Source organism: Mesorhizobium sp. B2-4-15 (genome assembly GCF_006658505.1).
Classification (GTDB): Bacteria; Pseudomonadota; Alphaproteobacteria; order Rhizobiales; family Rhizobiaceae; genus Mesorhizobium.
Window position 1 is genome coordinate 26,908 of record NZ_VFUZ01000014.1, and the last position, 19,052, is coordinate 45,959.

Sequence of the window (19,052 nt, forward strand, 5' to 3'; positions counted from 1 at the left end):
TCATGCCTTGGCTCCGCGCCGGCCGGAACCGACCATCGGCGCCGAGATGCTGTCCAGCGGCCAGCGCGAGCGCGGCACGAAATCGAAGCCGTTCTCCTGCGCCAGGCCTTCGCGCAGCCGTTCGATGCCGGCCCAGGCAATCATCGCCGCATTGTCAGTGCAAAGCTTCAGCGGCGGCGCGACGAAGGTGAAACCGGCCTCCGCGCAAAGCCGCTGCAGCGTCGCCTTGATCGTGCGGTTGGCGGCGACGCCGCCGGCAACAACCAATGCGGGCTGCTTGGTGCCGGGAAACGTTTCGCCGAACCGCTTCAGCGCGCGAGAAACGCGGTCGGCCAGCGCATCGGCGACCGCCGCCTGGAACGAGGCGCAGATGTCGGCGACATCCCGATCGCTGAGCGGCTCGATCGCCGTCGCGGCCTGACGCACGGCGGTCTTCAGCCCGGAGAAGGAAAAGTCGGGCTGTGCCGAGCCCTTCATCGGACGGGGGAAGGCAAAGCGTGTCGCGTCGCCCGATACCGCCGCCTTCTCGACATTCGGCCCACCGGGATAGGGCAGGCCGAGCATCTTGGCCGTCTTGTCGAAGGCTTCGCCGAGCGCATCGTCGATGGTGGTGGCCCAGCGCTGGTAGTCGCCGACGCCGCGCACGGCCAGGATCTGCGTGTGGCCGCCGGAGACGAGCAGCAGCAGGTAGGGAAACTCGAGCCCGTCGGTCAGCCGAGCCGTCAAGGCATGGCCTTCGAGGTGATTGATGGCGATCAGCGGCTTGCCAGCCGCCGCGGCGATAGCCTTGGCCGTCATCAGCCCGACGATCAGGCCGCCGACCAGGCCGGGGCCAGCGGTGGCGGCGACCGCATCGATATCGGCAAGGGCCGTGCCCGAATCGGCAAGGGCGGCCTCGACGATGCCGTCCAGCGCCTCGACATGGGCGCGCGCGGCGATCTCGGGCACGACACCGCCAAAGGCGGCATGTTCCTCGATCTGGCTGAGAACGACGTTGGAGAGGATTTTCGGCGCGCCGCCGCCCTCCAGCGCCACGACGCTGGCGGCGGTCTCGTCGCAACTCGTCTCAATGCCCAGAACGCGGATCAATTCGTCGCTGTCTCCAGAGATTGTATGTCCGGACGTTCCTCGTTAGGAGAGTGCCCGGAAACGCAAAGCCAGCCGGGGGTTATCACGGACCGCGCGCCATGCAAACAATCTTGAAAATCGGAACACGCGGCAGCCCGCTGGCCCTGGCGCAGGCGCATGAGACACAGGCACGGCTGATGGCCGCGCATGGCCTGCCGGCGGAGGCCTTCGAGGTCGTCGTCATCTCGACCAGCGGCGACCGCATCCAGGACCGGCCACTGTCGGAAGCCGGCGGCAAGGGGCTGTTCACCAAGGAGATCGAGGAGGCACTGCTCGCCGGCGCGATCGACATCGCCGTGCATTCGTCGAAGGACATGCCGACGCAACTGCCCGATGGCCTTGAGCTCTCCGCCTTCCTGCCGCGCGAGGATGCGCGCGATGCCTTTGTTGGCAAGGCGGCGAAGACGATTGCCGAGCTGCCACGCGGCGCGACAGTCGGCTCGTCGTCGCTCAGGCGGCAGGCGCTGATCCGCCGCATGCGGCCGGATCTCGACGTGGCGATGTTCCGCGGCAATGTGCAGACGCGGCTGCGCAAGCTGGACGAGGGGATCGCCGCCGGCACCATCCTCGCCTATGCCGGGCTGAAGCGGCTCGGCCTCGACCATCTTATCACCGACCTGATGCCGCTCGACATCTTTCCTCCGGCGCCGGGCCAGGGCGCGATCGGCGTCGAGACGCGCATCGGCGACCGCGAGGTCGAGAAGATGCTGCTGGCCATCCATGACGTGCCGACCGGACAGGCACTCGCTTGCGAGCGCGCCTTCCTGGCGGCGCTCGACGGCTCCTGCCGCACGCCGATCGCCGGCTACGCGGCGATCGTGGCCGGGACGCTCTCGTTTTCCGGGTTGATCATTTCGCCCGATGGTACCCAGTCGCACACGGTCGAACTGCAGGGGCCGGCACAGGACGCCGTCCGCATAGGCGATGAGGCGGCGCGGACGGTGCGGGCCAAGGCCGGCGAAAAGTTCTTCGACGGCTGGCTCTGAAAATGCTTCGCGTCCTGGTGACCAGACCTGAGCCGGGCGCATCGCGCACGGCGCGGCGGCTTCAGGATAAAGGTTTTCAGCCGGTTCTCCTGCCCCTGACCGAAACGGTGGCTTTGTCTGCCGATGCCCGGCTGGTTGCAGATGACGCCGTCGCTGTTGCCGTCACCAGCGCCAATGCGGTGCGCCATGCCTCAAACGAGATAATCGCGGCGTTGGCTGCTTTGCCTTGTCACGCCGTTGGTGCCAGAACCGCCGAAGCGGCGCGCAAAATGGGACTTTTGCCGGTCGTCGAGGGTTCCGGCGATGCCGAGGCGCTTGCCGGCGGCATTGTGGCGGCGTTTGCCGGCAAGACCGTCGTCTATCTCTGCGGACGCGTGCGGTTTCCGATGTTCGAACAGCGGCTGGAGGCGGCTGGAGTCCGGGTTCGCGCGGTCGAAACATACGACACCCTTCCGGTGCCGTATTCGGACGAGACCGTCCTTGCGCGGCTGTCCAGCGGGCCGGTCGATGCGGTGCTGCTATATTCCGCCAAGGCGGCTGTCGCGTTGCAGGCCCTGGTCAAACGCCCCGCCTTGAAACGACTGTTTGAAAATACAAGGATTTTCGTACTTTCCGCGCGCATCGCCGCTGCCTTCGACGACAGCGCCAGCAAAGCAATTCGTATTGCCGCACGGCCCGACGAGGAGGCGTTGCTGGCGCTTTTGACGGAGCAGGCGTGACCGCGTCATCACACCGCCCCTTTTCACCGCTTGGTGATGTGCTAGACCCTTTCTGAACCATCACGCGCCGCCAGGCGTTGAGACGAAGCGAATTTTGCGGAGCCCAGGCATGGTCAAGACGCCGAAGATGCGACACTCGAAAAGCCGCCGCGAGCCGGTGACCATCGATCTCGAGCCCGGCGCCGTGTCCCGCATCGTCGACGAGGATGCCGCCAACGACGCGGCCCAGACCGACGAGGCGAAGGCCGAGGAAGCCGCGAACGCCTCGCAGCCGGAGGCTTCGGAAGAGCCGGTGCATGCCGACCAGACCGATCTCGAACCCTGGGAGCATGCCGACGCCACGGGGCAGGCTGGAGCGGATGCGCCGGCAAATGCGAGGACCAAAGCCGCGGAACCGGAGATGCCTTATCCCGGTTCGGAGGCGCCGCCCGCCAAGCCTTTCGATTACGGCTTTGAGGACGCAGGCACGAAGGCCGGCGAGACCAAGGCGGCTGCCGGAAAAAGCGAGGCAAGGAGCGAACCGATGGCGGCACAGCCGAAGCGTGGCGGCGTCAACGGCATCGCCGCCGGCATTATCGGGGGTGTCATCGCACTGGTCGGCGCCGGCGGCCTGCAGTTCGCCGGCCTGCTCGGCGCACCGGGTTCCGGCGCCGGTGTTTCACTCGACGGGGTCAATGGCCAGATCGCCTCGCTGAAGTCTGAAATCGCCGGCATGAAGGAAGCGGGCGGCGGCGACGCCTCGGCCAAGGTTGACGGCCTGTCGGCCGCACTCGATCAGGTCAAGAGCGATGTCGCGACGTTGAAATCGACGGTCGCACAGGGCGGCGCGGGTGACAGCGCCGGGCTTGCCGCACTCGGCGACAAGGTCAAGCAGATCGAAACGGCGGTCACCGCCCTTGGCAAGGCCGGCAATGCGCCGGTCGATCTCGGCCCGCTCAACGAAAAGGTGGCGGGTCTCGAGGCACTGGTGAAGTCGACCGACGAGGCGACGAAGGCGCAGGACGGCCGGCTGACCGCGCTGGAGCAATCGGTATCGCAGCTTTCCGGCAAGGTCGAGGCGCAGGCCGGACAGCCGAAGATCGCGCTCGCCATCGCCGCCTCGGCGCTGAAGGCAGCGCTCGACCGTGGCGCGCCGTTCTCGGCCGAACTCGATACGCTGGCCGCGATTTCGCCCAACGCGCCGGAGCTCGCGACCTTGCGGCCCTATGCCGAAAAGGGGGTTCCGACCCGCACCGAGATCGCCTCGCGGATGGACGCCGCGGCCAATGCCATGGTCGCCGCCGCGACGCCTGTCGACCAGAATGCCGGCTTCCTGCAGAACCTGATGTCGAGCGCCGAATCGCTGGTCAAGGTCCGGCCGATCGGTGCCGTCGAAGGGCCTGGCGTGCCGGAAACCGTGGCCCGCATGGAAGTGGCGGTCAATCAAGGCGACTATGCCAAGGCGCTCCGCGAATACGACACGCTGCCGGAAGCCGCGAAGGCCGCCGGCGCCGACTTCGCCGGCAAACTGAAGGCGCGCATCGAGGTCGAAGCCCAGGTCGACGCGCTGATCTCCGGCGCGATGAAGGCATGAGGGCAACACGATGATCCGCCTGCTCGCCTTCCTCATCGTCGTTTTCGCGCTCGGGCTGGGCTTTGCCTGGCTGGCCGACCGGCCGGGCGACATGGTCGTCACCTTCAACGGCTACCAGTACCAGGTCAGCCTGATGGTGGCGGCGGTGGCCGTCGTCGCTGTCGTCGCCGCGGTGATGATCCTGTGGTGGCTGATCAGGTCGTTGTGGAACAGCCCTTACACCATCTCGCGCTATTTCCGCGTGCGCCGCCGCGACCGTGGCTATCAGGCGCTGTCGACCGGCATGATCGCCGCCGGCGCCGGCGACGGCGCGCTCGCCCGCAAGAAGACCAAGGAAGCGGCCAAGCTGATCCGCTCCGACCAAGAGCCGCTGATCCATCTGCTCGAGGCGCAGGCATCGCTGCTCGAGGGCGACCATGAAGGCGCGCGGCAGAAATTCGAGAGCATGCTCGACGATCCCGAAATGCGTCTGCTCGGGCTGCGTGGCCTCTATCTCGAAGCTGAACGGCTGGGCGACCGCAACGCCGCCCGGCACTATGCCGGCCGTGCCGCGGCGATGGCGCCGCAGCTGGCCTGGGCGGCTGAATCGACACTGGAGGAGCTGACCGCGCGCGGCGACTGGGACGGCGCCCTGAAACTGGTGGAGGCGCAGAAGGCGACGCGGCAGATCGAACGCGACGCCGCCAGCCGCCGCCGCGCCGTGCTGTTGACCGCCAAGGCGCAATCGCTTGCCGACAGCGATCCCGCCGCCGCCCGGACAGCGGCAATCGAGGCCAACAGACTGCGGCCGGATTTCACGCCTGCCGCCGTCGCCGCCGCCGCGGCGCTGTTCAAGCAGAACGACGTGCGCAAGGGATCCAAGATCCTGGAAACGGCCTGGCGGGCCGAGCCGCATCCCGAGATCGCTGAGCTCTACACCCATGCGCGGCCGGGTGACGCCGTGCTCGACCGGCTCAACCGGGCCAGGAAACTGCAGGAGATGAAGAAGAACCACGCCGAATCGTCGATGACGGTGGCGCGCGCGGCACTCGATGCGCAGGATTTCGCCACCGCCCGCCGCGAGGCCGAGGCCGCGATCCGGATGGATCGCCGCGAGGGCGCCTATCTGCTCCTCGCCGATATCGAGGAAGCCGAGACCGGTGACCAGGGCAAGGTCAGGCAGCTGCTCTCCAAGGCAGTGCGGGCGCCGCGCGACCCGGCCTGGGTGGCGGACGGCGTGGTTTCGGAACGCTGGGCGCCGGTATCGCCCATCACCGGCCGGCTCGACGCCTTCGAGTGGCGCGCCCCGATGGAGCGCCTCGGCCGGCTGATCGACAGCCACCACGACGCGGCGGATGTCGCGGTCGCGGCAATCGAGGCGCCAGCCAAACCGGTGCCGGAAAAGCCGATCGACGTCATCGATCATGGCGTCCAGGCCAACGAGGCGACAAGCAAGGAAACCGAAAGCCGAGACGACCATGTCACCCCTGTCACCGCGGCGGCGTTCGCGGCGGTGCCGGCCGGTGCCGAGGCCGTCGAGCCGGCGGAAGAGCTGACGCGGTTGCCGGACGATCCGGGCGTCGATCCGGACGACGAGGCGGGAAAGTCACCGCGCCGTTTCCGGCTGTTTTGATCTGGGCCAATCATCTGGTCATTTGGGAATGGATTGATGTTCGAGCGCGTGCTGTCGTTTCTCAAGGAATTGCCGACCGGCGCCGGGGTCCGCCCGAGCGCGGATGATCCGCGCGTTGCCGCCTCGGCGCTGCTCTATCATGTCATGAATGCCGACGGCGTGCGCCAGGACGTCGAGTGGGAGCGCTTCAAGGCGGTGCTGGCGCAGACCTATTCGATCAGCGGCGCCGAACTCGAAGCACTCGCCGCCGCCGGCGAACGCGCCGACAATGAGGCGATCGATCTCTATGCCTTCACCAGTGTGCTCAAGCGGCATCTCGACGCCGAGGGACGCAAGGCGTTCATCGGCCTGATGTGGGAGATCGTCTATGCCGATGGCGAACTGCACGAGCTCGAGGACAATACAGTCTGGCGCGTCGCCGAGCTGATCGGCGTCGAGCGCCACGACCGGATCGAGACGCGCCGCAAGGCGGCGGCGCAGGCGCCGGGCGCCCGTGGGACGTCGAGCGACGAATAGACGGGATTTCGCCTGCCGATGCCGCGCACAACGAGGTCGAAGCCAAGAATCCTGATCGTGCTGCATCAGGAGAATTCGAGCCCCGGACGCGTCGGCCATATGCTGCTCGAAGAGGGCTTTGACCTCGACATCCGTCGTCCGCCGCTGGGCGATGTTCTGCCGGAAACGTTGGACCACCATGCCGGCACCGTGGTGTTCGGCGGGCCGATGAGCGCCAATGACGAGGACGAGTTCGTCCGCCGCGAAACCAGTTGGCTCGAAGTCCCGCTCAGGGAAAACCGGCCGCTGCTCGGCATCTGCCTTGGCGCGCAGATGCTGGTCAATCATCTCGGCGGCAAGGTCGAGGGTCACGGCGAAGGGCTGGTCGAGATCGGCTGGTATCCGCTCACGGCCACCGAGGCTGGCAAGAGGCTGATGCACTGGCCCGAAATGGTCTACCAGTTCCATCGCGAAGGCTTTTCGCTGCCCAGGGACGCGACGTTGCTGGCGACGGCGGAAACCTATCCCAACCAGGCCTTCCGCTATGGCGACAATGCCTGGGGCATCCAGTTCCACGGCGAACTCACGAGGGTGATGATGCAGCGCTGGGTGGTGCGCGGCGCGCACCGCTTCGAGCTGCCAGGCGCGCAGCCCGGCCGCGACCATCTCGGCGGCCGCCTGATCTGGGACATCCATTTGAAGCGCTGGCTGGACGAGTTCTTGCGGATGGTGTTCGGCAAGCCCGAGGTGCCGTAACTTACGAGGTCGCGCTTCAGTTTCGTCCGTTGAGGTGACGAACCTTGCGCAGCTGAGGGAACAGGTAGGCCCACAGGCCGGCAACGGCGATGGCGCCGACGCCGCCGATCACGACTGCCGGAACGGTGCCGATCAGCGCCGCCATCGTGCCGGCACGGAATTCCCCGAGCTCGTTGGAAGCACCGACGAAAACCTGGTTGACGGCGTTGACGCGCCCGCGCACCGCATCCGGCGTCCACAGCTGGATCAGCGTTTCCCTGATGTAGACGCTGAACATGTCGGTGGCGCCGAGGAAGGCAAGCGCCACGATCGACAGCCATGTGAGAGTCGACAGGCCAAACAGCACGGTGAAGGCACCGAACGCCGCCACGAAGCCGAGCATGATGAGGCCGGCATGGTTGCGGATCGGGTGTCCGGCCAGCCACACCGCGACGCAAATGGCCCCAATGCCCGGCGCGGAACGCAGCAACCCGAGCCCCCAGGGGCCAAGTTCCAGAATGTCGCGGGCATAGACCGGCAGCAGTGCCGAGGCGCCGGACAGAAGCACGGCAAAAAGGTCGAGCGAGATGGCGCCGAGCACGATCTTCTCGCCCCATATATAGCGAAAGCCGGCAAACAATGTCTGCACGGTCGGCTTGTCGGTCGACGTCTGCTGGGCGGGCTTCGGGATGGTGAAGATGAGCAACGCCGCGGCGAGCATCAGGATCGCCGCCGTGGCGTAAGCCACTTCTGCCGATACGCCATAGAGCAGGCCGCCGGCAACCGGACCGATGATGGTCGCCGTCTGCCAGGCGGACGAATTCCAGGCGATCGCGTTGGCGAAATCCTCCTGCGGCACGAGATTGGCGAACAGCGACGACGATGCCGGTCCATAGAAGGCGCGGGCAATTCCGAACACGACGAGCACGGCGAAGATCGGCAATGGGCTGGTAAGGACGTCCAGCGTCAGGAACAGCAGAGCCAATGCGCAACCAGCCTCGATCAGCGTCGACAGCGTCATGATCAGCCGACGGCCGAAGCGGTCGGCGACGACGCCAGTGACCAGCACCAAAAGCAGTGACGGCAGGAACTGGACAATGCCGACGATGCCGAGGTCGAATGGATCGCGCGTCAGGTCATAAATCTGCCAGCCAACGGCGACGGATACGATCATGGTCGCGAAGGTGGTGAGGAAGCGTGCCGTCCAGTAGCTGAGGAACGGACGGTGGCGGAACGCGGCGTAGCGCTGGTCCGGCGAAATTTGTGCGGCAGTCATGAATGGAGCCCCGTTGCGATGGCACTGGAGCGACGTGCGTCCAATCGAACGCACAAAGTACACCCCAGCACTGTTGGTTTTCGCATCGTGCTTTTCCGAAAATCGGAACCGATTTTCGCGCCGATGCGATGCCGGCGGGGCACTTCCACGACGGGCGCTGGTCCGACCAATGGAACTTCTAGCAAAGTTCGCGGCGGGATGTGCTTCAAAATTTCTATGCTATCAAGAAATTTCAACCGATCAGCCCGACTGCACGTGAAGGTTACTGCCGTAGCGCCGCCGAAATGGCATCGAGCCCGCCTCGCAACTCGGCCTCCGCGGGCCAGCCGAAGCCGACGCGGAAGAAGCGCTTCGGCATTTCGAACCAGTGACCGGGCCCGACATAGGTGCCTTGGTTTTCCAGCAGCTTCACATAGAACCGGTCGAGGTCGAAGTCGGGCTCGACATCGAGGCGCGGGAAGCCGACGACGCCGCCCTCTGGCCGCACCCAGTCGACCAGCGGTTCGCGATCGATCCAGGCCTGGACGATGTCGCGCCGCTTCGCCATTTCGGGCAGCAGCGTCGCTAGCAAGGTATCGCGCCGCTCCAGCATGCCACGCGCAATGGCTTCGTCGATGACGCTGCCGCAGATGCCGATCTGCTCCTTGGCGGCGAGGAACGTCTCCTGAAGTGCCGCATCCCTGGTGACCAGCCAGCCGATGCGGATGCCGGGAATGCCGAAGGCCTTGGAAAGCGAGGAGACGCTGATGGCGCGCGGGCTGAGCGAGGCCGCCGAAGGCAAGCGCCTGCCATAGGACAGGTCGCGATAGGTCTCGTCGACCAGCAGATGACAATTGCGGCTCTCCGCGAGCCCAATCAGCGCGTCGAGGTCGGGGCGCGACATCATCGTCCCGGTCGGGTTGTGCGGGCAGGTGACGCTGATCAGCCGGGTGTTCGGCCGTATCGCCGCCCGGATGGCTTCGACATCGATGGCAAAGCCGTCCTCGAAGGCCAGGTCGACAAAGCTGATGGCGCAGCCGATCGCCCGTGGGGTTTCAATGTTGGTGGCATAGTTGGGCCTGATGACGACGAGGTGGTCGCTGGCCGACAAAAGCGAAGTCGAGATTATGAAAAGCGCACCGGCGGCCCCGGCGGTGACCAGCACGTCATCGGGCGAGATGCCGGCATCCTGCGCCGCGATCAGGCCACGCAATTGCTTGTCGCCGCGATGCTCGCCGTAGAAAAGCGTCAGGTCGGGCAGCGACAGGCCGATGTCGGAGAGCTTCTGGTCGGCGATCGAGCTTTCGGAGAGATTGTAGCGGATACGGTCATAGCCGTACTCCTCCGGCGCCTCTTTCTCGATCACCATCCTGGTGTAGTTCATGGCTTTCCCCAGATCATCTTGTCTGATGTATCCAAGCCACAAAAATCGGAAGCCTGCCAAGGCGGTTTCGCCGGCAGGCTTCTGTTCCAGTCTTCCTAAATATTGGCTCAGGGCTGAATTGCTCAGGCCGAAATCTTGGCCTTCCGGCCCTTCGCCTTGGCGGGTGCCGGCGCGACGGCCTTGCGACCGAGGCCGATCGACTTCGCCAATTGCGAGCGCGAGGCCGCGTAGTTGGGAGCGACCATCGGATAGTCCGCCGGCAGGCCCCATTTGGCGCGGTAGGCATCCGGCGTCAGCCCAAAATGCACGCCCAGATGACGCTTCAACGATTTGAACTTCTTGCCGTCTTCAAGGCAGATGATGAAATCCGGCGTCACCGACTTCCTGGGATTGACCGCGGGGACCAGCGGCGCGGCGACGGGAGCGACCGGCTTGCTCAGTCCACCGATGGAGGCGGCGACGCTGGCGATCAGGTCGGCCAGGCCGGAGGCGGGCAGGCGATTCTTCTCGACGTAAGCGGACACAATATGGGCGGTGAGCTCGAGAAGGTCGATGTCCTTGCGAGCGTCGTTGCTATCGTCGTTCAATCTTTCCTCCGTCTATGGCGCACGGCCTCGAAAATCGGGATCGGTTTCGAAAGGACGAGGCACAAAATCAAAAATGCCGAATCGTCTTTGGTGTATCCGTGGGAGCACGCCGGCAGTGGGGCGGAATTCCTAGTCGGCAAATCTGCCCAACGCAATGATTTAGCGCGGCATCACACGTTATTTTGAACAACTATACTAAACTGTAATAATATCAGATGATCAAGGCCTTGTCTCGCCATAGACGAAAGCCGCCTTCGAAGGCCCGTGTGTTGTCGCCGCGCCTGCTGTTGGCGGGCAGTTGGTCGAGCATGTCGACATTGCCGCCACCGATGACGATATAGTCGGGCTGCATGGCTGCGCGGAGCCGGTCGACGATGTCGAAGACGTAGCCGCGCCACTTCTTCTTGCCGCGCTTTTGCAGGCCGCGCTCGCCGACATAGTCCTCGAAACTGCCACCCTTCCTGTAGGGAAGATGAGCGAGTTCCATCGGCTGGGCGACGTTGTCGAGGATCATCGCCGCACCGAGGCCGGTCCCGAGACCGAGAAACAGCATCCGGCCGCCCTCATAGCTGCCGATGGCCTGCATCAGCGCGTCGTTGACCACCTTGACCGGCTTGCCGAACTGCGCGGCGAAGTCGAAGCCGGCCCAGCCCTTGCCGAGATTCATGGGATCACGCGTCGGCTTATCGTGACGCACCGGACCGGGATAGCCCATCGATACCACGTCGTAGGCCAGGCCCTCGGCCAATTTTCTCACCGTTTCGATCATCTGCTGTGGTGTCAGGCCCGGGCCGGAATCGGCCCGGCGCTCCGCACCACCGGCGCTGGTCAGGATCTTGACGTGCGAGCCCCCGATGTCGATCGCCAGCACGACCTTGTCCGTGCCCGATGCTGCTTGCTTCACCGCCTTGGCCATCGTGTCCCCCACTCACGCCACCGGGTCGATCCAGCCATTGGGCGGCCCGAAGCCGGCCATGGCGTCCGCCGGCCCCCAGCTCTTCGGCTCGTAAAGATGCGGCGGCGTGGTGTCGCCCAGCACCGGACCGACGATGCGCCAGGCAAGCTCGGCCGCGTCCTGGCGGGTGAAGAGCTGGCCGTTGCCGTTCATGGCGTCCCCGATCAGCCGTTCGTAGGGAGGCATGTCGCCCTTGCTGTCGTCGAGCGCCGTCAACTCGACCTGCTCGCCGATCATGTCGTCGCCGGAAGCCTTGCGCTGGGCGCCGATGGCGATCATCACCTGCGGGTCGATGCGGAAGCGCACGTAATTCTGGTCGGCGGGCTTGATCGGATCGAAAACGTCGAGCGGCGGCCGCTTCAGCCGCACCACCACCTCGGTGACATGCACCGGCATGTTCTTGCCGGCGCGGATGAAGAACGGCACGTCCTGCCAGCGCCAGGTGTCGACGAAGAATCGCACCGCCGCGAATGTCTCGACCGGCGAGTTCGGCTTGACGCCGGGCTCGGCAAGATAACCCTTGAACTGGCCGCGCACGACATCGTCCCTGGTCAAGGTCCGGATCGCCCGCAGCACCTGCACTTTCTCGTCGATGAGGTCGTCGGCGGAGCGGCCGACCGGCGGCTCCATGGCCAGCAGCAGCAGGATGTTGAGCAGATGGTTCTCTATGACGTCGCGGATGGCACCGACATCGTCATAGAAGCGGCCCCGCCCCTCGACGCCGAAATCCTCGGCCATGGTGATCTGCACGCTCTCGACGAAATTGCGGTTCCAGATCGGCTCGAGCAGGGAATTGGCGAAGCGGAAATAGAGCAGGTTCTGGATCGCTTCCTTGCCGAGATAATGGTCGATGCGGAAGATCGACTGTTCGTCGAACACAAGGTGGAGCACCCGGTTCAGCCAGCGCGCCGACTGCAAATCGTGGCCGAACGGCTTTTCCACCATCAGGCGGGCGCCATGCGCGGTGCCGGATTGTTCAAGCCCTTGCACGACAATCTCGAACATCGTCGGCGGAACGGCCATGTAGTGCAGCGGCCGCTGGGCGCTGCCGAGCGCGCTCTTCAGTTTCTCGAACGTAGCGGGATCGCGATAATCGCCGCTGACATAGCGCAGCAGCGAAGCGAATTTGGCGAACACCTTCTCGTCGATCTTGCCCAGCGTGTTGACGATGCCGTCGCGGGCGCGGTCCTGCAACTGCTTCAAGTCCCAGGCGTCGAAGGCAACGCCGATCACCGGCTCCGTGAGCGTGCCCTTGGCGACCATCTGGTAAAGGGCTGGAAATATCTTCTTGTGGGCGAGGTCGCCGGTCGCCCCGAAAAGCACCAGCGTATCGGATCGTTCCTGGCTCATGCGTGCGTCTCCCGCTTTGGCGTCACTTGCCGGCCTTCGGCTTCTCGACGTGGCCGCCGAACGCGTAGCGCATGGCTGACAACAGCTTGTCGGCGAATTCGGATTCGCCCTGCGAGGAGAAGCGGTCGAACAGCGCCGAGGACAGAACGGGCGCCGGCACCCCGGTGTCGATCGCCGCCTTCAGCGTCCAGCGGCCTTCGCCGGAATCCGAGACCCGGCCGCCGAACTGCGCCAGCGCCGGGTCGCTCTTCAGCGCGCCGGCGGTGAGGTCGAGCAGCCAGGAGCCGATGACGCTGCCATGCCGCCAGACCTCGGCCACCTGGGGAAGGTCGATGTCGAACTGATAGTATTGCGGGCTTTCCAGCGGGCTGGTCTCGGCGTCCGCGGTGCGTTGCCTTTTGCCGGCGTTGGCCGATTTCAGGATGTTCATGCCTTCGGCATAGGCGGCCATGACGCCATATTCGATGCCGTTGTGCACCATCTTGACGAAGTGGCCGGCCCCGCTCGGCCCGCAATGCAGATAGCCGAAGGGCGCTGTGCCGGCATCCTTGGGCGGATTGGAACCGGCATCGGCGCCCGGCGCCAGCGTGGCAAAGACCGAATCCAAGTGCTGCACCGCCACGTCGGGACCGCCGATCATCAGGCAGTAGCCGCGATCCAGGCCCCAGACGCCGCCGCTGGTGCCGACATCGACGAGATGGATACCCTTGGGGGCGAGTTTCGCGGCCTGGTCGACGGCGTCGTGATAGTAGGAATTGCCGCCGTCGATGACGATGTCGCCGGGCTCCATCAGGGCCGCGACCTGATCGATGATCCTGCCGGTGATCGCTGCCGGCAGCATCAGCCACACACAGCGCGGCTTGGCGAGCTTGCCGACGAATTCCGCCAGGGAGGCCGCTCCCAAGGCGCCGTCGGCCACCAGGGCGGCGACGCTGGCCGGGTTGATGTCGTAGACGATGCATTCATGGCCGTCGCGCATCAGGCGCCGGACCATGTTGGCGCCCATCCGGCCCAGTCCCATCATTCCGATCTGCATGGTTTTCGTCCCTGTTTCTTGGAGGATTTGCTGGATTTATCGAGGAAGGGTCTATTGGCTGCCCTGAGCGCCTGACATGATGGAGAAGTCGACATTCTCCCAATCGCCGGTCCCGGGCCAGAAAAAAGTGAAGATCAGCGTGCTGCCGTTGGGGAGGCTTGCCGTGGGCAGATCGACAAGATGGATGCCGAAAGCATTTTCCGCTGTCTGGCTGTCACGAGCGGTTGCCCAATTGTCGGTGCTCCAGCGGACGGTCGCGGCTGCCAGCAATTCGACGCGCAGCGTCTTGCCGGCGGGCAGCGTGCGGATCTTGTTGTTGAAGCGCCAGGTCCGGAACGGCGATACGGTCTTGTCCCCGATGTAGCGCTTCACGCCTTGCGGCGGCATGTCGAAGACCGCCCCGTCGCGCAGCGAGCGCAGAAGCTTGATGTGCTCGGAATGCGCCCAGACCAGGGGCATGGCGCTGCCCGAGGGGCCACCATGCACCAGTTCGCGTTCAACCAGGTCGGTGCCGTCCCAGACCTGCTCCGGCAACAAGCCGCCTGGCCCGGCCGATCGTTCCATTGCCGCCAGCAAGTCGACCGCATTGTCCTTACGCCCTGCCGCCAACTCATAATGGGCGCGTTCGCCGGCCAAAAGCGGCCACGGGCGGCCCTGGCCAGTGCCGTCGAAGGGCGCGCCATCTTCGTGCTCGCCATAGCCGTCGCCGGTGTAGCGGTACCAGAGCGGCCCTTGCGGCAGCTCGCAGCGCAATCGCACGTCGATGACCTTGACCGTGTCGACGATGCGGGGATCGTCGGCGGCCCTCAGGCCAAAGCGCACCAACGCCAGCGCGTCCGGGCTGACGATTTCCTGGGCGGGCCTGTCGGTGTCGCCCGGCGGCCGGTTCTTGATCGGCACATAGCCGTCCTTCGGCGAACCGGCATCGGCGCTGTCGGGCGGTGCGATGCGGACGTAGTAGCCTTCGACGCCGACCGCCTTGCAGATGGCCGTGGCGGTGACATAGGTCCAGCGCTCGACCTGATCGTTCCAGCCATCGGCGGTCTCGCGCAGATAGGCGGCGGCCGCCTTCTCGCCGCAGGCATCGAGCAGGTCGGCGCCAGCAAGCAGGGCGGCGATCTCGACGGCCAGCGTGAACGGGCTGTAGCCGGCGTCCTCTTCCCAGCGATCCTCGCCGGTGACCGGTCCGTTGCGCACGACGTAAGAGGCGGCGCTTTCGATCATCGGCAGGAAGGTTTTCAGCCTGGCGCGCGGCAAATGGCCGGCGCGATGCAAGGCGTCGGCGAGCAGCAGCGGAAAGGCGCATTCATCCATCTGGATGCCGGGCCAGTAGGCCGACCCGTCGAGCCAGGCATTTTGCGGCCAGTGGCCGTCGGGCTGTTGGATGGAGCGGAGATAGCCGAGGATCTGCAACGCCGAAGCGGCATCGCCGGCGGCAAGGAAGCCGCCCGCCGTTTCGACCAGATCGCGCGGCCAGACCAGATGGTAGCCGCCAAGATCGTCATCGCCCTTGTTGAAGCCCCAGGGGATGGACAGGCTGGCGACCGCCGCACCCGGTATGGCGATCGAGCGGTGCGTTGCCAGGACAGCGGTGGAGACCCGATAGCTGTTGACCTCGCCATGCCAGTCCAGTGGCAACAACCCCGATTGCCATTTACGCCACCTCTCGACGTAGGATTTCGCCGCGGGCTCAAAGCCTCGCTTCAGGCTGGCGAAGGCATTTTCGGCGGCCTCTTCGGGTGTTGCGCCAAATCCCAGTGCCAGCACGGCCTTTGTCCTGGCAGCGGTGAAACCGATCTCGCCGGTCAGCGCGACATTGCCGTCCTCGGCGCGCTGGCAGGCCGGATCGAGTGCGCCGGTGTTGTGAAGCTGCTGCCAGCCGTCGGAGAAGCCGACATAACCGGCCGAACAGTCTCGCCACGACAGCGACGAGGCCAGCGCCTGGCAGGCGCCACGTCCCGTGGCGAACAGCACGGGCTTTCCCTCATGGTTGCCGACCCAGGCGGTGTTGCCCATGCCGGCATTGACCAGATGCGGCGCCAGGAGCGCGTAGACCCGGTAGTCGGCGACAGCGCCCTTGAGCGGGGTGAAGGTGATCTCTTGCAACAAGGTCGGGCGGGTCGGATCGGCAAGGATGCGCTTCTCGATCCGGCAGGCGCCGTCGTCAGCCGTGTTGACCAGCCTGTAGGCGGGCACGCCGGCCTCGAACGGTTCGATGGCGTGCGTGGCGTCGCGCTTTTCTTCACAGAAATAGCCGCCGGGGCGAGTGACGATCAGGCCAAGGTCGCGCGTGCAGGCGCTGTCGAGGCGCGGATAGTAGATCTCGTTCAGGATGCCGTGGCTGATGGTGAACCAGACCTGGCTGTGCCGGGAAAGCGCCGACCCGACACCGCTCTTGGCGCTGGACGTCCAGCGCGCCGGGATACCCGGTGCGCCCGGGGGGACGGTCGGCGTCATGCTTTCACCCTCATGCACGCAGGACTAGCCATCCGCCGAAGCCTTTTCAACCGCCGCACCGCAAGTTGATCGCCAGTCAGCTACCGATCGCAGTTGACAAGCGCGCCCAACTGCATTTGTCTGACAATAGATAAAAAACAGGAACGCAGGCACGACGTCATCGAAATCAGCCACGACCACAAACCTTGGGAGGAGCATGACATGAAGAAACTGTTCGTCTTGGGCACCCTGGCAGCGGTGCTCGCAGCCGGTACGGCTTTGGCCGATACCAGCGGCAAGAAAATCGCATTCTCCAACAACTATGCCGGCAATTCGTGGCGGCAGGCGATGCTCGACAGCTATGGCATCGTCACCAAGAAGGCGGTGGACGACAAGATCGTCGCCGCCGCCGATGTCTTCACCACCGCCGACAAGGAAGTGCCGACGCAGGCAGCGCAGGTGCAGAACCTGATCCTGCAAGGCTATGACGCCATCGTCATCAACGCCGCCTCGCCGGACGCGCTCAACGGCGCCATCAAGCAGGCCTGCGATGCCGGCATCGTGGTCGTCTCCTTCGATGGTATCGTCACCGAACCCTGCGCCTACCGCGTCGTCGTCGACTTCAAGGACATGGGCAAGCAGGAAGTCGAGCACATGGCCAAGTTCCAGCCGAAGGGCGGCAACCTGCTTGAAATCCGTGGCCTTGCCGGCACTTCGATCGATGATGCCATCCACGCCGGCATCCTCGAAGGTGTCGCCGCCCATCCCGAATTCAAGATCGTTGGTTCGGTCACCGGCGACTGGGACCAGACCACCGCCCAGAAGGCGGTGGCGACCGTCCTGCCGTCGCTGCCCGACGTCGTCGGCATCGTCGACCAGGGCGGCGACGGCTACGGCGCCGCACAGGCCTTCGCCGCGGCCGGCAAGCCGCGCCCGACCATCATCATGGGCAACAGGCAGGACGAGCTGAAGTGGTGGAAGGAGCAGAAGGACAAGGACGGCTACAAAACCTGGTCGGCATCCATCGCGCCCGGCGTGTCGTCGCTCGCCTTCTGGGTGGCACAACAGGTGCTCGACGGCCGCAAGGACATTCCGCACGACCTTCTGGTGCCGTATCTGGCCTTCACCCAGGACGACTTCGAGGCAGCCTTGCCGAAAATCAAGGAGGGCGGCGTCGCCACCCACGAATACAGCCAGGAAGATGCCATCGCGGCCATCAAGGCCAACATCAAATAAATCGCGGCAGCGTTGCCGTCCGTATCGCCAAGCGGATATCGTTGAGCATGGCCGAAAGCAACGCTGACATCATCAGATTGAACGGCGCCGAAAAACATTTCGGCGCCGCCAATAGTGACATCGTAAGACTTGACGGTGCCGAAAAGCATTTCGGCGCCGTCAGGGCGCTCAGCGGGGTGGATTTCCATGTCGGCCCTGGCGAGTGCGTCGGCCTTGTCGGCCACAACGGCGCCGGCAAGTCGACCTTGATGCACATGGTGGCCGGCACCTCGACGCCCGACAGCGGCAGGATCGGGGTGCATGGCGGCATCGAGGAGAACTACTCGGTGTCGAGGGCACAGCAGCTCGGCATACGCTGCGTGTTCCAGGAACTGTCGCTGTGCCCCAATCTCGACGTCGCCGAAAACACGCGCATCAACCACGCCTCACTCGCCGGCTTCGGCTGGCGCCGCAGGGCGGCGGAGCTGATCGCCGGCAAGCTCGACGAGATCTTTCCCGGCCACGGCATCTCCGCATCCGACATTGTCGGCGACCTTTCGATCGGCCGGCGCCAGATGGTCGAGGTGGCGCGCGCCTTCACGGTCACGCAGGACCGGCTCGACCTCGTCATCCTCGACGAGCCGACGTCGTCTCTCGACGCACATACCGCTGGCCAACTTCTGGCCTTCGTGCGCCGCTTCGTTGCCAGCGGCAAAAGCTGCATTCTCATCTCGCACGTGCTGGGCGAGGTATTGAGAAATGCCGACCGCATCGTGGTGATGCGCGACGGCAAGGTGGTGGCGTCGGCAGCCGCGGGTGCCTTCGACCGCGACCGGCTTGTGACGGTGATGGGCGGGGCGGAAGCACGCCAGAAGATGGCAGCCGAAATGGCCGCCAAGTCAGGGGCCGGTCCGCTGCGGGTTCGGGCGCGTCCCGCCGTGCAGAAGGACGGCGTTGACCTTGTCGCCCGCGCCGGCGAGATCATCGGCCTTGCCGGGCTGGCTGGCCACGGCCAGACCGACCTGCTGCTGGCGATCTTCAATGCCGCGTCACGCGCCAGGGCAGGCGTAGAGGTAACGGCGCCAGTGGCGCTGGTCGCCGGCGATCGCCAGTCGGACGGCATTTTCCCGCAATGGTCGATCGCGCAGAACATCGGCATCCGCTCGCTGGCCCGCCTGCGCAACGGGCTGCTGATCTCGGCGCGACGCGAGGCCGAGCTCGCCGCCTTGTGGCAGAAGAAGATCGGCATCCGCACGCCCGATATGAACAACAACATATTTTCTCTCTCTGGCGGCAACCAGCAGAAGGCGCTGTTCGCTCGCGCGCTGGGTTCCGATGCCGGGATCGTGCTGATGGACGATCCGATGCGCGGCGTCGATGTCGGCACCAAGCTCGAAGTCTACGATCTGGTGCGCGAGGAGGCCCGGCGCGGCCGCACCTTCCTTTGGTACACAACGGAAACCGAAGAGCTCGACAATTGCGACCACATCTATGTCTTCAAGAACGGCCGCATCGTCGCCGATCTCACGCGCCACGAACTGAGCGAAGAAAAGATCATCCAGTCCTCCTTCGGCGACGCGGCCTGA

At 65.3% G+C, this 19,052-nt stretch carries 16 protein-coding genes; 8 read left to right on the forward strand and 8 right to left on the reverse strand.

The window, feature by feature from the left end:
- The gene (tsaD, locus tag FJ930_RS17610) at positions 1-1,086 is read right to left on the reverse strand and encodes a tRNA (adenosine(37)-N6)-threonylcarbamoyltransferase complex transferase subunit TsaD (RefSeq protein ID WP_181763414.1); all 1,086 of its coding nucleotides are present in this window, start codon (positions 1,084-1,086) and stop codon (positions 1-3) included.
- Between the two features lie 101 nt (positions 1,087-1,187).
- Between tsaD and hemC the strand changes: the two genes are divergently transcribed.
- From hemC to FJ930_RS17640, 6 genes are all read left to right on the forward strand, one after another.
- Positions 1,188-2,114, forward strand: a complete 927-nt coding sequence (hemC, locus tag FJ930_RS17615; RefSeq protein ID WP_141839425.1) for a hydroxymethylbilane synthase — start codon at positions 1,188-1,190, stop codon at positions 2,112-2,114.
- Positions 2,115-2,116: 2 nt separating this feature from the next.
- A complete protein-coding gene (locus tag FJ930_RS17620; RefSeq protein WP_141839427.1) occupies positions 2,117-2,833 on the forward strand; it encodes a uroporphyrinogen-III synthase in 717 nt (238 codons plus the stop codon).
- 109 nt (positions 2,834-2,942) lie between these two features.
- Positions 2,943-4,406, forward strand: a complete 1,464-nt coding sequence (locus FJ930_RS17625; protein WP_141839429.1) for a mitofilin family membrane protein — start codon at positions 2,943-2,945, stop codon at positions 4,404-4,406.
- A 10-nt stretch (positions 4,407-4,416) separates the two neighbouring features.
- A complete protein-coding gene (locus FJ930_RS17630) occupies positions 4,417-6,018 on the forward strand; it encodes a heme biosynthesis protein HemY (RefSeq protein ID WP_141839431.1) in 1,602 nt (533 codons plus the stop codon).
- 36 nt (positions 6,019-6,054) lie between these two features.
- Entirely contained in the window at positions 6,055-6,534 is a 480-nt protein-coding gene (locus tag FJ930_RS17635; RefSeq protein WP_141839433.1) for a TerB family tellurite resistance protein, read from the forward strand.
- 18 nt (positions 6,535-6,552) lie between these two features.
- On the forward strand, positions 6,553-7,269 hold the full coding sequence (locus FJ930_RS17640) for a glutamine amidotransferase (RefSeq protein ID WP_141839435.1): 717 nt from the start codon (positions 6,553-6,555) through the stop codon (positions 7,267-7,269).
- Positions 7,270-7,285: 16 nt separating this feature from the next.
- Here the strand turns inward: FJ930_RS17640 and FJ930_RS17645 are convergent, their stop codons facing one another.
- From FJ930_RS17645 to FJ930_RS17675, 7 genes are all read right to left on the reverse strand, one after another.
- Positions 7,286-8,524, reverse strand: coding sequence for an MFS transporter (locus FJ930_RS17645; protein WP_141839437.1), 1,239 nt, complete (start codon positions 8,522-8,524; stop codon positions 7,286-7,288).
- A gap of 262 nt (positions 8,525-8,786) precedes the next feature.
- A complete protein-coding gene (locus tag FJ930_RS17650; protein WP_141839439.1) occupies positions 8,787-9,887 on the reverse strand; it encodes an aminotransferase class I/II-fold pyridoxal phosphate-dependent enzyme in 1,101 nt (366 codons plus the stop codon).
- 122 nt (positions 9,888-10,009) lie between these two features.
- Complete coding sequence (locus FJ930_RS17655) at positions 10,010-10,474, reverse strand: MucR family transcriptional regulator (protein WP_141839441.1); 465 nt, start codon at positions 10,472-10,474, stop codon at positions 10,010-10,012.
- 211 nt (positions 10,475-10,685) lie between these two features.
- Positions 10,686-11,390: an ROK family protein gene (locus FJ930_RS17660; RefSeq protein ID WP_141839580.1), complete on the reverse strand. Its 705-nt coding sequence runs from the start codon at positions 11,388-11,390 to the stop codon at positions 10,686-10,688.
- 12 nt (positions 11,391-11,402) lie between these two features.
- The gene (zwf, locus tag FJ930_RS17665) at positions 11,403-12,779 is read right to left on the reverse strand and encodes a glucose-6-phosphate dehydrogenase (RefSeq protein WP_141839443.1); all 1,377 of its coding nucleotides are present in this window, start codon (positions 12,777-12,779) and stop codon (positions 11,403-11,405) included.
- Positions 12,780-12,801: 22 nt separating this feature from the next.
- A complete protein-coding gene (gene gnd, locus FJ930_RS17670; protein ID WP_141839445.1) occupies positions 12,802-13,815 on the reverse strand; it encodes a phosphogluconate dehydrogenase (NAD(+)-dependent, decarboxylating) in 1,014 nt (337 codons plus the stop codon).
- 51 nt (positions 13,816-13,866) lie between these two features.
- Complete coding sequence (locus FJ930_RS17675; RefSeq protein WP_141839447.1) at positions 13,867-16,272, reverse strand: glucan 1,4-alpha-glucosidase; 2,406 nt, start codon at positions 16,270-16,272, stop codon at positions 13,867-13,869.
- A 201-nt stretch (positions 16,273-16,473) separates the two neighbouring features.
- Here FJ930_RS17675 and FJ930_RS17680 point away from each other — a divergent pair, with 201 nt between their 5' ends.
- Positions 16,474-17,487, forward strand: coding sequence for an ABC transporter substrate-binding protein (locus FJ930_RS17680; protein WP_140612521.1), 1,014 nt, complete (start codon positions 16,474-16,476; stop codon positions 17,485-17,487).
- Between the two features lie 47 nt (positions 17,488-17,534).
- Positions 17,535-19,052, forward strand: coding sequence for a sugar ABC transporter ATP-binding protein (locus FJ930_RS17685; protein WP_246676946.1), 1,518 nt, complete (start codon positions 17,535-17,537; stop codon positions 19,050-19,052).

Coding starts and splice junctions, on each gene's coding strand:
- FJ930_RS17675 (WP_141839447.1), bottom strand. CDS start 16,272: ATGACGCCGACCGTCCCCCCGGGCGCACCGGGTATCCCGGCGCGCTGG.
- FJ930_RS17660 (WP_141839580.1), bottom strand. CDS start 11,390: ATGGCCAAGGCGGTGAAGCAAGCAGCATCGGGCACGGACAAGGTCGTG.
- hemC (WP_141839425.1), top strand. CDS start 1,188: ATGCAAACAATCTTGAAAATCGGAACACGCGGCAGCCCGCTGGCCCTG.
- FJ930_RS17620 (WP_141839427.1), top strand. CDS start 2,117: ATGCTTCGCGTCCTGGTGACCAGACCTGAGCCGGGCGCATCGCGCACG.
- gnd (WP_141839445.1), bottom strand. CDS start 13,815: ATGCAGATCGGAATGATGGGACTGGGCCGGATGGGCGCCAACATGGTC.
- FJ930_RS17625 (WP_141839429.1), top strand. CDS start 2,943: ATGGTCAAGACGCCGAAGATGCGACACTCGAAAAGCCGCCGCGAGCCG.
- FJ930_RS17685 (WP_246676946.1), top strand. CDS start 17,535: ATGGCCGAAAGCAACGCTGACATCATCAGATTGAACGGCGCCGAAAAA.
- zwf (WP_141839443.1), bottom strand. CDS start 12,779: ATGAGCCAGGAACGATCCGATACGCTGGTGCTTTTCGGGGCGACCGGC.
- FJ930_RS17630 (WP_141839431.1), top strand. CDS start 4,417: ATGATCCGCCTGCTCGCCTTCCTCATCGTCGTTTTCGCGCTCGGGCTG.
- FJ930_RS17640 (WP_141839435.1), top strand. CDS start 6,553: ATGCCGCGCACAACGAGGTCGAAGCCAAGAATCCTGATCGTGCTGCAT.
- FJ930_RS17680 (WP_140612521.1), top strand. CDS start 16,474: ATGAAGAAACTGTTCGTCTTGGGCACCCTGGCAGCGGTGCTCGCAGCC.
- FJ930_RS17650 (WP_141839439.1), bottom strand. CDS start 9,887: ATGAACTACACCAGGATGGTGATCGAGAAAGAGGCGCCGGAGGAGTAC.
- FJ930_RS17645 (WP_141839437.1), bottom strand. CDS start 8,524: ATGACTGCCGCACAAATTTCGCCGGACCAGCGCTACGCCGCGTTCCGC.
- FJ930_RS17635 (WP_141839433.1), top strand. CDS start 6,055: ATGTTCGAGCGCGTGCTGTCGTTTCTCAAGGAATTGCCGACCGGCGCC.